The 14,713-nt window shown below is 60.6% G+C and carries 10 protein-coding genes; 4 read left to right on the top strand and 6 right to left on the bottom strand.

What is annotated here, in order from left to right:
* Positions 1-8: 8 nt before the first annotated feature.
* Complete coding sequence (locus tag ACWNC0_RS01060; RefSeq protein ID WP_449468980.1) at positions 9-3,146, top strand: efflux RND transporter permease subunit; 3,138 nt, start codon at positions 9-11, stop codon at positions 3,144-3,146.
* On the top strand, positions 3,143-4,507 hold the full coding sequence (locus ACWNC0_RS01055; protein ID WP_449468978.1) for an efflux transporter outer membrane subunit: 1,365 nt from the start codon (positions 3,143-3,145) through the stop codon (positions 4,505-4,507). The genes ACWNC0_RS01060 and ACWNC0_RS01055 overlap by 4 nt, the downstream gene beginning before the upstream one ends.
* A 210-nt stretch (positions 4,508-4,717) precedes the next feature.
* Here the strand turns inward: ACWNC0_RS01055 and ACWNC0_RS01050 are convergent, their stop codons facing one another.
* The 6 genes from ACWNC0_RS01050 to ACWNC0_RS01025 all read right to left on the bottom strand — a co-directional run bounded on the left by ACWNC0_RS01050 (position 4,718) and on the right by ACWNC0_RS01025 (position 11,891).
* Complete coding sequence (locus tag ACWNC0_RS01050) at positions 4,718-5,479, bottom strand: 3'(2'),5'-bisphosphate nucleotidase CysQ (protein WP_449468977.1); 762 nt, start codon at positions 5,477-5,479, stop codon at positions 4,718-4,720.
* Between the two features lie 8 nt (positions 5,480-5,487).
* On the bottom strand, positions 5,488-7,401 hold the full coding sequence (cysN, locus tag ACWNC0_RS01045; protein WP_449468976.1) for a sulfate adenylyltransferase subunit CysN: 1,914 nt from the start codon (positions 7,399-7,401) through the stop codon (positions 5,488-5,490).
* 144 nt (positions 7,402-7,545) lie between these two features.
* Entirely contained in the window at positions 7,546-8,457 is a 912-nt protein-coding gene (gene cysD / locus ACWNC0_RS01040; RefSeq protein ID WP_449468974.1) for a sulfate adenylyltransferase subunit CysD, read from the bottom strand.
* A 133-nt stretch (positions 8,458-8,590) separates the two neighbouring features.
* Entirely contained in the window at positions 8,591-9,001 is a 411-nt protein-coding gene (locus tag ACWNC0_RS01035) for a TetR/AcrR family transcriptional regulator C-terminal domain-containing protein (protein WP_449468973.1), read from the bottom strand.
* Positions 9,002-9,301: 300 nt separating this feature from the next.
* Positions 9,302-10,990, bottom strand: a complete 1,689-nt coding sequence (locus ACWNC0_RS01030; RefSeq protein WP_449468971.1) for an MFS transporter — start codon at positions 10,988-10,990, stop codon at positions 9,302-9,304.
* Between the two features lie 142 nt (positions 10,991-11,132).
* Complete coding sequence (locus ACWNC0_RS01025; protein ID WP_449468969.1) at positions 11,133-11,891, bottom strand: enoyl-CoA hydratase; 759 nt, start codon at positions 11,889-11,891, stop codon at positions 11,133-11,135.
* Between the two features lie 86 nt (positions 11,892-11,977).
* On the opposite strand from ACWNC0_RS01025, the gene ACWNC0_RS01020 reads away from it, so the two are divergent.
* Together ACWNC0_RS01020 and ACWNC0_RS01015 are read left to right on the top strand one after the other, a co-directional pair.
* Positions 11,978-12,955 (top strand): bile acid:sodium symporter family protein, encoded by a 978-nt coding sequence (locus ACWNC0_RS01020; protein WP_449468967.1) that lies wholly within the window; start codon positions 11,978-11,980, stop codon positions 12,953-12,955.
* A gap of 37 nt (positions 12,956-12,992) precedes the next feature.
* A complete protein-coding gene (locus ACWNC0_RS01015) occupies positions 12,993-14,609 on the top strand; it encodes a phytoene desaturase family protein (protein WP_449468965.1) in 1,617 nt (538 codons plus the stop codon).
* The last annotated feature ends 104 nt before the right edge of the window (positions 14,610-14,713 follow it).

The raw sequence follows: 14,713 nt of genomic DNA, 5'->3' as shown, positions 1-14,713 counted from the left end.
GTCCTCCGATGCTCAGCCGCTTTTTCATCGATCGGCCAATCTTCGCCTGGGTGATCGCGATCGGCATCATGCTGGCTGGACTTGGCGCCATGCTGTCGCTGCCTATTGCTCAGTATCCAGATATCGCGCCGCCTGCGGTCAACATCAGAGCAAATTATCCAGGCGCTTCGGCCGATACTGTAGAGACAAGCGTCACGCAGGTCATCGAGCAGCAACTGACTGGCATCGATGGCCTGATGTATTTCTCCTCGACATCCACCGCCAATGGCCAGTCGCGTATCACTGTCACCTTTGACAAAGGCACCGACCCCGATACTGCGCAGGTCCAGGTTCAAAATAAGGTGCAGCAGGCGTTAAGCCGGTTGCCCAACGCAGTTCAGCAGCAGGGCCTGACCGTCACTAAATCGCAGACCGATTTCCTGATGCTGGTTGCGCTGTACGATCGTACCGATCGAGCCACCCAGACTGATATCTCCGATTACCTGGTCAATAATTTTCAGGACCCCATCTCCCGCCTGGAAGGTATCGGCGATGTTCAGATTTTTGGATCCCAATATGCCATGCGCATATGGCTGGATCCCTACAAACTCGCCACCGTCAAGCTCATGCCGTCGGACGTCGAAAACGCGATCCGGTCGCAGAATGTCGAGGTTTCCGCCGGTCAGATCGGCGCCGATCCGGCGCCCGCCGGACAGCAACTGAATGCCACCGTTCGCGCGCGTGCACGCCTCCAGACTCCCGAACAGTTTCGCAACATCATAGTGAAAACTGAAAGCGATGGGTCCGTCGTTCACCTGTCCGATGTTGCTCGGGTCGAACTTGGGAACGAAAGTTACACCTTTTCAGCCGCGTTGAACGGACATCCTGGATCGGGCATCGCGCTCCAACTCGCGCCCGGCGCCGACGCTCTGAAGACCGCCGAACTCGTCAAGGCAAAGGTCGCCGAGCTGTCCACGAACCTGCCACATGGGTACAGCATCGCATTCCCGCGCGATACGACACCCTTCATCCGGCTTTCCGTGGATGAGGTCATCAAGACACTTATCGAAGCCGTCGGGCTGGTCGTCGTGGTCATGTTCGTCTTTCTGCAAAGCTGGCGCGCGACGCTGATCCCGGCGGTGGCGGTGCCTGTCGTCCTGCTCGGGACCTTCGGCGTGCTCGCCCTTTTCGGCTATTCCATCAACACGCTCACCCTGTTCGGCATGGTGTTGTCCATCGGCCTTCTGGTCGATGACGCGATCGTAGTCGTCGAGAATGTCGAACGGCTGATGCACGATGAGGGGCTTGACGCCCGCGCCGCCACAATCAAATCGATGGAAGAGATAGGCAGTGCGCTGGTCGGCATAGCCCTTGTCCTTTCGGCCGTTCTCCTGCCCATGGCCTTCTTCGGCGGTTCGACGGGGGTTATTTACCGGCAGTTCTCCATCACCATTGTGTCCTCCATGCTTCTGTCCGTGGTGGTTGCGCTCATCCTGTCGCCCGCCCTGTGCGCCACATTGTTGAAATCGGCCAGTGAGGAGCGCCGTCACCAGGGATGGGCGGGCCGGTTCAACCGCTGGTTTGGGCGCGTGACCGGCGGCTATATGCGGCGGCTTGAGGCAATCATGCATCGGCGCGCCCTCTTCTGGACAATCTATCTGCTGATACTGGGCGTCCTTGCGCTGATCTTCGTTCGCCTGCCGACCAGCTTCCTCCCCGTAGAGGATCAGGGACAGGTCATGGTGCAGATGACCCTTCCCGCTGGCGCCAAGTCCACGCGAACCGCGCAAGTGGTCGAGAGTGTTCGCAGCTATTTCCAAAGCGAAGAAGGAAATAACGTCGGCAACATATTCATCGCCCAAGGTTTCAGTTTTGCAGGACAGGGCGAAAATACCGCGCAGGGTTTCATCAATCTCAATCCTTGGGAAGACCGGAAGGGTAAGACGAACAGCGCGACCGAGATCGCGAACCGCGCTACAAAGCAGCTCGCAGCCGTACGTGATGCGAAAATTCTGGCCATGACGCCGCCCGCCATCCGTGGCCTGGGCCAGTCGAACGGCTTTACCTTCGAGCTGCTCAACACAGGCGGCCTCAGCCGAGACAAGTTCCTGGCCGTGCGCAACCAGCTGCTCGCTGCAGCTTCGCAAAGCCCTCTGCTCGCGGGTGTGCGTGCCGCTACGCTTGAGGACACGCCCCAGTTGAAGGTCGATATCGATAATGAAAAGCTTGCTGTGCTTGGACTTACACAAAATGATGTGGACGATGTTCTAAGTTCCGCCTGGGGAAGCAGCTATATCAACGACTTCATTGATCGCGGACGCGTAAAACGCGTCTTTATGCAGGCAGACGCGCCTTATCGAGCTTTGCCGACCGACATTGAAAACTGGCAAGTGCGCTCTGCCGCCACGGGCGAAATGGTTCCATTCTCCGCTTTCGCCACCACCCATTGGGAAATGGGTCCGACAACAGTGTCGCGCTTCAACGGCCAATCTTCCTATGAAATACAGGGACAGGCCGCACCCGGCGCGAGTTCGGGAGAGGCCATGGATGAAATGGTGCGTTTGCAGCAGCAATTGCCGACCGGAACCAGTTATGCTTGGAGCGGCCTTTCCTATCAGGAACAATTGTCTGGCGGACAGGCGCCCTTGCTTTATTCTCTCTCCGTGCTGGTTGTCTTTCTCTGCCTCGCTGCGCTTTATGAAAGCTGGTCGGTGCCGCTCGCAGTATTGTTCGTAATCCCGCTGGGCCTGATCGGGGCAGTCGTCGCGGTGTGGGCGCGCGGGCTGGAGAATAATGTATTCTTCCAGGTAGGCCTCCTCACCACGATGGGGCTGGCGGCCAAGAACGCAATTCTCATCGTTGAATTCGCCGAGTTTGCCTATCGCGATGGCAAGGACGCGATGAGCGCGGCGATCGAAGCGGCCAGGCTCCGTTTCCGACCGATCATAATGACCTCGCTCGCCTTCATTGCGGGCGTTATGCCGCTGGCGCTCGCTCATGGCGCTGGCGCACAAAGCCGCATCGCCATCGGCACGGCGGTTGCTGGCGGCATGCTGACCGGAACCTTGCTTGCCATCTTTTATGTGCCGCTGTTTTTCTTCACGATCATGCGGCTTTTCAGACGCAAGGACCATTCATCTGTCACCGGATCGGAGGTGCCCGCATGAGGCGCTTGCTCCCCCTCGGCCTGTCCGTGACGCTGACCGCCTGCAATCTGGCACCCGCATATGAGCGGCCCACCGCGCCCGTTCCGCCCGCCTGGCCAAATGGATCCGCATATTCAGCCGCCCTTCCTACAGAAGTGGCAGGTTTGCCCTGGACGGCTTTGGTCGGCGACGAACGGCTGCGTACGATCATTGATCGGGCGCTGATCAACAATCGGGATCTTCGCGTAACTCTGGCCAACCTTCTCGCGGCGCGCGCCCAATATCGCATTCAGCGGGCCGCGCAGATGCCTACGGTTACGGCGGATGCCAACGCGACGCTCACGCACCGGAATGACCAGCGTCAGGACAATTACAGCGTGGACATCGGTTTTAGCGCTTTCGAAATCGATCTGTTCAGCCGCCTGCGGAACTTGAGTGAATCCGCCCTTCAATCCTATCTCGCAAGCCAGGAGGGCGCGCGCGCCGCGCGCATCGCGCTCGTGGCGGAAACCGCCAGCGCCTATGCAACGCTTGCTGCGGACCAGCAATTGCTTGCCGTAGCTCGCGACACGCTCAGCAGCGCCGAACGGACGCTCGCGCTTACACGATCGCTCAACGGAGTCGGTCTTTCCGGCAAGCTCGACGTCCATCAGGCGGAAACGATCGTCGAACAGGCGAGGTCCGATGTCGCGGCCGCAGTTACGCAGGTAGCGCAGGATCGCAACGCGCTGGATCTGCTCGCCGGGGCGCCGGTAGAAGAAGCTCTGCTCCCGCTATCCCTATCCGCTCTAATCAGCTCGACTGCGCAAGTTCCTGCCGGGACTTCGTCCGAAATCCTGCTCCAGCGGCCAGATGTGCTGCAGGCCGAACATCAATTACAGGCTGCGAATGCGAATATCGGCGCTGCACGGGCCGCGATGTTCCCGAAGATCAGCCTGACGTCAGCGATCGGCGTCGCCAGTTCAGCACTGTCGTCGCTTTTCACTGGCGGCGCATTCAGTTGGACAGCTGCTCCATCGGCGAGCCTTCCCATCTTCGGTGGCGGTGTGAAAGCCAATATCGAATATAGTAAGGCGCAACAGCAGGCCGCAATTGCCAGCTACGAGAATGCCATCCAGAGCGCCTTTCGTGAAGTCGCCGACGCCTTGGCACGCGGAGGCACCATAGGCGAACAGCAGCGGGCTCAGCGAGCTCTGGTCGCGTCGAATGAGAATGCCTACGCCTTGTCCGAACAGCGTTATCGGGCGGGTATCGATCCGTTTCTGACAACACTCGTGAACCAACGCTCGCTATATTCCGCCCGACGGAGCGCGATCGCGACGGACCTTGAACTGTTGCTAAATCGTATATCCCTCTATCGCGCAATCGGTGCCGATTTTTAAGAGTTTTACTCGGTTGAGCCCCTAATGGTGACGGGCCGTATGGCTGCAACGCCGTCACCTCCCTCTCCACCGAGTTCGGTCAAGCCGGGCCAACTGACTTTAGGTGCGACAGTTTCCTTGCCGTTCGCTTTGACGAAATGAGCTTCGAGCCACGCCGCGTTCTGTGCGGCATGGCTCGATCCTCACATTGGTAGTCCTCAGCTTTGATTATCAGGCGCTGACCTGCACTTCGCTGATAAGGGCCAGTAACTGCTGAGCATGTTCCTTTCGGCAAATGAGCAGGTCAGGCAGATACACATTTGCCTGATTGTAGATCAGCGGGCTGCCATCAATCCGCGAGCAGTGCAGGCCATGCGCCTTCGCCACGGCGACGGGTGCCATGCTGTCCCATTCATATTGGCCGCCGGAATGCAGGTAAATGTCTGCCTGTCCCAATATCACCGCCATCGCCTTGGCGCCGGCCGAGCCCATCGGAACAAGTTCGGCGCCCAGCTTTTCCGCAACCGCGACAGCTTCGGCGGCCGGGCGAGTGCGGCTGACCACCATGCGTAGCTTCTCGGGTGCAGGCGGGATCGGCTGCGGCTGATCCGAACGAACTATTGTACCCTTCCCTGTTCCGGTCAGGTCAAGGCCCGGCAGCGCTACAGCGCCGATCTCTGGCCGCCCATCGATCGCCAGCCCGACATGGACCGCCCAATCGGATCGCTCCTCGCCATATTCGCGGGTGCCATCGACAGGATCAACGATCCAGACGCGGCTTTGGCTCAGCCGCTCGGCATTGTCCTTCTCTTCCTCTGACAACAACCCGTCCTCGCCCCGTTGTTCACGCAGGGCGTGAACAAGGAACTGGTTGGCCGTTTGATCGCCCGCCTTGCCCAGCGCCTTGGCGCTGAACATGCCGCTGGCGCGCACCTCAAGCAGGATGCGCCCAGCGGTTTCGGCAAGATGCGCCGCAAGGTCGGCGTCACTCATGCCGCCGCTCATGGGATCAGCCTGGCGACGATGGCGTCGGCCGCTTCCTCGGCGGTCATGGCCGTAGTGTCGATGCGGATTTCCGGGTCCTCTGGAGGCTCATAGGGGCTGTCTATGCCGGTGAAGTTCTTGAGATCCCCGGCACGCGCCTTCTTGTAGAGGCCCTTGACGTCCCGTGCCTCTGCTTCAGCAAGCGGCGTATCGATGTGCACCTCGATGAACTCGCCCGGCTGCATCATCTGCCGCACCATTTCGCGCTCCGACCGGAAGGGCGAGATGAAGGCGGTAATGACGATCAGGCCCGCGTCGGTCATCAGCTTGGCAACCTCGCCCACGCGGCGGATATTCTCTACGCGGTCGGCATCGGTGAAGCCCAGATCCTTGTTCAGGCCGTGGCGTACATTGTCGCCATCCAGCAGGAAAGTGTGCCGGTTCATCCGCGCCAGTCTCTTTTCCACCAGATTGGCGATGGTCGACTTGCCCGCGCCAGAAAGCCCGGTGAACCACAGCACGGCAGGCTTCTGGTTCTTGAGGCCCGCATGGAACTCACGGGTAACGTCGGTCGCCTGCCAGTGGACATTCTGCGCCCGCCGCAGCGAGAAGTGCAGCATGCCCGCCGCCACGGTGGCGTTCGTGATCTTGTCGATCAGGATGAAGCCGCCCAGCGTCCGGTTCTGCTCATAGGACTCGAACACGATCTGCTTATCGGTGGACAGATTAGCGACACCGATGGCGTTGAGGTCCAGCGTCTTGGCCGCCAGATGCTCCATCGTGTTAACGTTCACCTGATATTTCGGGTGCTGCACCGTCGCGGTGACGGTCTGCGTCCCGATCTTCAGCCAATAAGGACGGCCCGGCAGCATTTCCTCGTCAGCCATCCACACGATGGTGGCTTCGAACTGGTCGGCAGCCTGCGGAGGATTGTCGGCCAGCGCGATGACGTCGCCGCGCGAGCAGTCGATCTCGTCAGCGAAGCAGATCGTCACCGACTGCCCCGCGACAGCCTGATCCAGATCGCCGTCCAGCGTCACAATACGCGTCACCGTGCTGGTCTTGCCCGAAGGCAGCACGCGGATCGCATCGCCCGGCTTCACGGTGCCGGTGGCAATCAGGCCGGAAAAGCCGCGGAAGTCGAGGTTCGGGCGGTTGACCCATTGCACGGGCATGCGGAACGGCTTTTCCGCGTCGGTCGCGCTGTTGACTTCGACGGTTTCCAGATGCTCGATCAGCGCCGGACCCTTGTACCAGGGCGTGTTCTCCGAAGGGCCAGTAATATTGTCGCCCTTGAAGCCGGAAATCGGCATCGGCACGAAATGCTGAATGCCGATCGAGCGCGCGAATTCAGTATAATCCTTGACGATACCGTCATAGACCGCCTGGTCATAATCGACCAAGTCCATCTTGTTCACCGCCAGCACGATATTCTTGATGCCGATCAGATGCGCCAGATAGCTGTGGCGCTTCGTCTGCGTGAGCACGCCCTTGCGCGCGTCGATCAGGATGACGGCGAGATCGGCGGTCGATGCGCCGGTCACCATGTTGCGCGTATATTGTTCGTGGCCGGGGGTATCGGCGACAATGAACTTGCGCTTTTCGGTCCCGAAGAAGCGATAAGCCACGTCGATCGTGATGCCCTGCTCGCGCTCGGCGGCGAGGCCATCGACCAGCAGCGCGAAGTCGATTTCCTGGCCCTGCGTGCCGACCTTCTTGGAGTCCGCCTCCAGTGCCGCCAGCTGATCCTCGAAGATCATCTTGCTGTCATAAAGCAGGCGGCCAATCAGGGTGGACTTCCCATCGTCCACCGACCCGCAGGTGATGAAGCGCAGCATCGTCTTGTGCTCATGCACCTTCAGATATTCGTCGATGTCCTCTGAGATGAGGGCGTCGGTCTTGTAAATGGGTTCGTCGAGAGTGTCGGTCATGTCATCTGTCCCGTCATCCCAGCGCAAGCTGGGATCTCGTTGATCTGGGGGAAGGGCCGAGCCTCAAATGGTCTACCAGGAGGCCCGAGATCCCAGCCTGCGCTGGGGCTGACGCTTCGGAACGCTTGCGCATCCCGTGGCGCGTCAGAAATACCCTTCCTGTTTCTTCTTCTCCATGCCCGCGCCGCCTGCATCCTTGTCGATAGCGCGGCCCTGGCGTTCGGACGTGGTGGTCAGCAGCGTTTCCTGGATGACCTCGGGCAGCGTCTTGGCCTCGCTCTCCACTGCGCCGGTCAGCGGGTAGCAGCCCAGCGTGCGGAAACGGATCGATCGCATCACCGGCGTCTCGCCTTCCTTCAGCGGGAAGCGTTCGTCATCGACCATCAGCAGCATGCCGTCGCGCTCAACGGTCGGGCGCTGCTCGGCGAAATAGAGCGGCACGATCGGCACATTGTTGAGGTGGATATACTGCCAGATGTCCAGCTCGGTCCAGTTGCTGATCGGGAAGACGCGGATGCTCTCACCCTTGTTCTTCTTGGCGTTGTAGAGGTTCCACAGTTCCGGCCGCTGGTTCTTCGGGTCCCAGCCATGCGAGGCGGTACGGAAGGAGAAGATGCGCTCCTTGGCGCGGCTCTTTTCCTCGTCACGGCGTGCGCCGCCAAAGGCTGCGTCGAAGCCATAAAGGTCGAGCGCCTGCTTCAGACCTTCGGTTTTCCACATGTCGGTGTGCAGCGCGCCGTGGTCGAACGGGTTGATCCCGCGCTCCTGCGCTTCCGGATTGTGATAGACCAGCAGCTCCATGCCGCTTTCCTTGGCCATGCGATCGCGCAGCTTGTACATTTCCTGGAACTTCCACGTCGTATCGACGTGCAGCAGGGGAAATGGCGGCGGCGAGGGATAGAATGCCTTGCGGGCCAGATGCAGCATCACCGCGCTGTCCTTGCCCACGCTGTATAACATGACTGGCTTTTCAGCCTCGGCCACAACCTCTCTCAGAATATGTATGCTCTCCGCTTCCAGGCGCGCCAGGTGGGTGAGCGTTTTTGTATCTGTCATCGTCTTGTCCAGCCTTTCGCAGACCCAGATGACAGAAGGCGCGAATCATCAAACCTCCCAGATGGGAGAGAGATATTTCTTCCATTGCCGCACTACGAAAATTTAATCAGCGGCAAGAGCGCGAGCCGACTTTTCAGGCATTTTGAGGCGACGCTTCGTCTTCACCCAACCTCAGTTCCACCTCATAGCCAGAGATGATCCGCTCCAGTGTTGTGCAATAATCGCCAAGGATTTCCGGTAGCGGTCCCCAATTTTCAGTCTCGTACTCAGGGAGTTGGATCAGCACCTCCCTCCGCATCATGCTGATCGCAGCACCGATCACAACCTGATTTATCTCGATATAAACGTTCAGGGCCACAGCAGGAGGAAGCCCCCTCGCCTCCAGCATCGTGAGTACCCTCTGCGAATAGTCGAACGAATGCTGTTCGGGTTCTTTTCCAATCAGATTGGTGATGAGGTGAGGCAGGGACCGGAAGAGACGATAGGTAACTGTCGCATGTTCGCGCAATATATCCTGCCAACTCTGTCCTTCATCCTTGATCAACGCTTGCCCTACTAGACGCTGTGCCACGAGTTGCAGCAGATGTTCCCGCCCCCGCACATAGCCATATAGCGTGGCGACACCGGTATTCAGCCTTTCGGCAACCAGAACTCATCTCCAGCTTGGCGATGCCGACCTCGCAGGCGGCATCGACAATCATTTCCAGCGTCAGCCTTCGGGGACGCCCTACCGTCCGTTTCGCCTGCCTCGGCATTCCGCTCTCCAAATTCGATTTCAACGCGATTCTAGCGCGCCTGTTTATATTGACAACGTTTCCCTACATTTTTGCACGAACTGGTTGATCTATGGATAAATTATATCGATCGCCTCGTCTCGGCGGTCAGGCGTGTCCGCCCGCCACCGCACCGATCCGGTCGGCCGTTCGAGGCGCCGCCGTACCCGCCCCTCGCCGCTCCCCATGTGGAAGACATTAGCGGCGTCCTCGATCTGGCGGTCGCTCATCGTCATACGATCGCGCTGGTGCAGATAATCTCCCCAGGTCGGACAATGATAATGTTCGGTCCAGAGTTCGGGATCTGCGATGTCACGTGCCACGGACCAGCCAAAGGCACCACTTCGGAGGCGGGCGCTGCGCACCTTCTGCATCGCGGCATAGAAGTCGCGCGCCTTGTCAGTATCTACCCGATAATCGATTTCCACGACTATGGGACCACTGCGCGAGGTCAGTGCAAGGCCAACCTGCGGCTGATGACTGAGAATGCTTTGTTCCAATCCATCGGGGAGCGATCGCGCCAACGGAAAGACGAGACCGAGAATGGTGCTGAACACCATCGCTGCCCCCGACATCATCATCGCTTCACCTGTTCCTAGAGCGGTGGCGATCGAGCCCCACAGCCACGCACCCAGAGCGAGCCCACCCGTCAACGCCGAGCCATAGCAGGCAAGCGCGCGCGCCGTGACCCAACGCGGTGCTGACATTTGCACAGCGACGTTGAACTGTGCGACCAGGATCATCCAGGCAAAGCCCGCGACCAGCAGTGCCCCGCAAGTCAGAACGGTGTAGCTGCTGATCCCGGCGAGGATGATCATTGCGCCCAGTAATATCGACAACAATCCCGCAGCCTGCTCCGGCCGCAGACGCCGACGCACCAGATCAAGCCCGGTGGCGCCCAGCACCGCGCCCACGCCATAGGCGCCCAATAACAAGCCATAGGTGCTTGCCGACCCGTGCAGCAGGTCCTTTGCGATCAAAGGTGTGAGTGCGGACACTGATGCCCCCGCCAGACCCACGACATGTGTGCGGATAAGCACGACCCGGATTGGGGGCGAATGCACCGCATAGCGCACGCCCGAGACGATCGCCCGATCGATCCTTTCCGGGGGCAAGCGCGAAGGCTTATGTTCCCGCTGCCACATCAGGAAGGCAAGGATCAGCGGCAGATAGAAGAAAGCGTTGGCTGCAAAGGCCGCCATTGCGCCCAGCGAGGCAACGATGATGCCGCCGATCGCGGGGCCGAAGCTGCGCGCCACATTGTAGCTGATCGTGCCGAGGGCGATCGCGGCAGGCAGATGCTCGCCGCTTACCTGCTCACCGATCGAGGCTTGCCAGGCAGGCCCATATAAGGCGACCCCCGTGCCGATCAGGAAGCAGAAGAGCAGCAATGTCCAGGGAGAGAGCAGTTCCGCACCGGCAAGCAGCGTGAGGCAGATCGCCATCAGTGATGCGAAGACAAGGCCAGCCAGCGCCACCTTGCGCCGGTCGAACATGTCCGCGATCGCCCCAGCGGGCAACGCGACGAGCATCAACGGCAGCATGAGGGCCGTTTGGACCAGCGCCACCATCTGCGGCGACGAACTCAGCCGCGTCATAAGCCAAGCCGCACCGACGCCTTGTATAAGTTGCCCGAAGTTCGAAAAAAGGCTGGCGATCCAGATTGTGCGGTAGGTCCGCTGGCGCAATGGCTCCAAAAGGGCGAAGCGGCCCGCCCCTGAAGTCGCGGTTTCAGCTGTGGTTACGGCCTTGTCGCTCATCTGCCTTGGTCTCGTTTCACGCTGAACACTTGTCTTGTGCGGCACAGGGACAGAATATTGCTGAACGTCCTGGAGTTTTCCAGCAAGGGTTTCGATTTAAATAGACTTATGGCTATCAGGCAGCCGGGGGCTCACGCCAAGTTCAATCGCGACGGAATATAGGGGCGCGCTTTTCGAAGAAGGCAGCGAAGGCTTCCTGAGCCTCTTCGGATTCCAGCATCTGTTCAAAAAGCCGCGCCTCCTCTTCGATCCTGTCGAGCAGCGCGGCGGGATCGCCCTTTAGCAGCCGCCGGGTGGCCGCCAGTGCCTTGGGCGGCTTCTTCATGAGGGTGGCCGCCTTCGCTCGAGCGTGACCAAGCAGTTCCTCGGTGGGTATGATTGCGGTCACCAGACCTGAGCGGTCAGCGGTTTCGGCGTCCATTGGCTCCCCCAGCAACAACATCGCTGCCGCTTTTGCATGGCCCAGCGTTGCGGGCGCGAGCAGGCTTGAGCCAGCTTCCGGCACAATGCCCAGATTGACGAAGGGCATGATGAATCGCGCGTCGGGCGCCGCATAGACAAGGTCGCAATGGAACAGCATCGTCGTGCCCACGCCCACGGCCAGGCCCTGGACGGCAGCGATCAGCGGCTTGTCGAAGCTCGCAATGGCGCGGATGAATGCGAATGCAGCAGCGCCACCCTGCGGTCCTTGAGTAAAGTCCTTAAGGTCATTGCCTGCGCAGAAGGCGTCACCCTTTCCTGCGATCAGGACAGCGCCGATGTCGCTCCGCGCTGACGCGTCGGCAAGGGCTGCGGTCATGCTGTCGTACATGGCTGCGGTAAGCGCGTTCTTCTTATCGGGGCGATCGATGTGGATTTCCAGGACGCCGCCCTGTTCGATGATTTCGATCCCGTTGGTCATGACCGCCTCCGTTTCCTAAGCCCCCACTAATGTGTCGATCGGCCGGGCGTCTATCCTTTTTCCGTTAGACTGCCTACAGCCCTGGCATGAGCCGTCTACGGGAAATCGCCGACCCCTTCCTGCTGCTGCTGATCGCCATGGTAGCGCTGGCCTCCGTCCTTCCCGCGCGGGGCGAGGGTGCGCATATCGTTGGCATCCTTGCGGACGCTGGCATCGTGCTGCTGTTCTTCCTGCATGGGGCGAAGCTATCGCGCGAGGCGATTTGGGGCGGGGCGATGGCGTTTAAGCTGCATCTGGCGACGCTGGGAACGACATTCGCGCTGTTTCCGCTGATCGGGCTGGCGACGCAGGAGGTGGAGGCGATCCCCGGACAGATGCGAGCGGGGCTGCTGTTCCTGACGCTGCTGCCATCGACGGTGCAATCGTCGATCGCCTTCACGGCGATAGCGCGAGGCAATGTCGCGGCGGCGGTGGTGAGTGCGTCCTTTTCCAACTTGCTGGGGATCGTTCTGACGCCGTTGCTGGTGGCGCTGCTGATGCAGAAGAGCGTCGGGGGGACCGGCGGTCTGATTTCCCTGTCGGCGGTGGAGGGGATTGTATTGCAGTTGCTGCTGCCTTTCCTGCTGGGCCATATGGCGCGGCCGTGGATTGGCGGCTTTGTGTCGCGGCACAAGGCGATGCTGGGGCGAGTGGATCGGGGTTCGATCCTGCTGATCGTCTATTCGGCGTTCAGTGCCGCAGTGGTCGAGGGACTGTGGCATAAGGTGTCGCGGGAAGAACTGTTGTTGCTGGCGCTGTTGTCGATTGCGATTTTGGTGGTGGTGCTGCTGTTCACATGGGGTCTGGGGCGCTTGCTGGGATTGTCGCGGGAAGATGCGGTCGTTCTGCAATTTTGTGGGTCGAAGAAGAGTTTGGCGACGGGGGTGCCGATTGCCGGAATTTTGTTTCCAGCAAGTGCGGCGGGACCGATATTGTTGCCGTTGATGTTGTTTCACCAGATTCAGTTGATGGTTTGTGCGGGACTGGCGCGGCGTTATGGAAGTCGTGAAGGAAATGGCGAATAGAACGGGATTTTCCGAAGGCCCGTGAGTTGTTGTACATATGTATAAGTATGACGCGGTCATTATCGGGGGCGGGCATAATGGGCTGGTGTGCGCATTCTATCTGGCGCGCGCGGGTTACCGGGTCCGCATATTGGAGCGGCGGCACGTCGTAGGCGGCGCGGCGGTGACGGAGGAGTTTCATCCCGGTTTCCGCAATTCGGTCGCCAGCTACACCGTAAGCCTGCTGCATCCCAAGGTCATCGCGGACATGGCACTAGCCGACCATGGCTATCGCGTGATCGAGCGGCCGATCGCCAATTTCCTGCCGCAGCCGGACGGACGCTATCTGAAAGTGGGCGGCGGCATCGAAAAGACGCAGGCGGAGTTCGCAAAGTTCAGCGCGAAGGATGCGGCCGCCCTGCCCCATTATCAGGACGCGCTGGAGGTAATAGCGGACCTGCTGCGCGACATGATGCTGAAGGCTCCGCCCAACTCGGGCGACGGACTGTCCATGCTGACGGCGGCATTGTCGCAGGGGCGGCGCGCCGGCGCATTGTCGCTGGACGAGCAGCGCGACATGCTGGACCTGTTCCTGAAATCGGCGCGCGCCTTTCTGGACGGCTGGTTTGAGAGCGAGGCGGTGAAGGCGGCCTTCGCCTTTGACGCGGTGGTCGGCAATTATGCATCGCCCGATACGCCGGGCAGCGCCTATGTCCTGCTGCACCATGTCATGGGACAGGTGAACGGCAAGAAGGGCGCATGGGGCCATTGCGTCGGCGGCATGGGCGCGATCACGCAGATCATGGCGAAGGTCGTCCGCGCGATGGGCGTGGAGATCAGCGTGGAAGCGCCGGTCGAGCGAGTGCTGGTGGACGGCGGGCGGGCCGTCGGCGTCAGGCTGGAAAGCGGGGAAGAAGTCATGGCGTCGGCGGTGATCGCCAATGTCGGCCCAAAGCTATTGTACGAACGGATGATGGACCCGGCCGATCTGCCGCCCGATTTCCGCAAGCGCATCCGGGGGTTCAGGACGGCGTCGGGCAGTTTCCGCATGAATGTCGCGTTGTCGGCGCTGCCCGACTTTTCCTGCCTGCCGGGACCGGGCGAGCATTTGCAGGCCGGGATCATCATCGCGCCGGACATGGACTATATGGACCGCGCCTTTATCGATGCGAAGGCACGGGGCTGGTCATCCGCGCCGATCGTCGAAATGCTGATCCCGTCGATCATCGACGACAGCCTGGCGCCGCCGGGATGCCATGTGGCGAGCCTGTTCTGCCAACAGTTCGCGCCGCAGCTACCCGATGGCCGAAACTGGGACGAGGCGCGGGGGCAAGCGGCGGACGACGTGATCGCGACGGTGGACGCTTATGCGCCCGGCTTTGCGGCGTCCGTGATCGCGCGGGACATATTGTCGCCGCTGGACCTTGAACGGAAGTTCGGGATGGTGGGTGGCGACATCATGCATGGCGCGATGACGCTGGACCAATTGTGGGCGGCACGGCCGGTGCTGGGCCATGCCGGTTATCGCGGACCTGCCGAGGGGCTCTATATGTGCGGCGCGGGCGCCCATCCGGGCGGCGGAGTGACGGGCGCGCCGGGGCATAATGCCGCGCGTGTCGTAATGAAGGACATGGCGCTGGGCGGACGGCTCCGGCGGCGGAAACGTGCCGATTGAGACTGCCGATAGGGGACTCGAGTCTGCGCCCAATGGTCAGGCATGAAGGCGCGCGGAGAGAGATTCGCGCGCCACGAGCAGGCGCATGGACCTCGCCAACCCCC

This window comes from Sphingobium chungangianum (assembly GCF_977014255.1).
The sequence above is the reverse complement of the archived record's forward strand: the minus strand, read 5'-3'. Positions and strand labels throughout refer to the sequence as shown.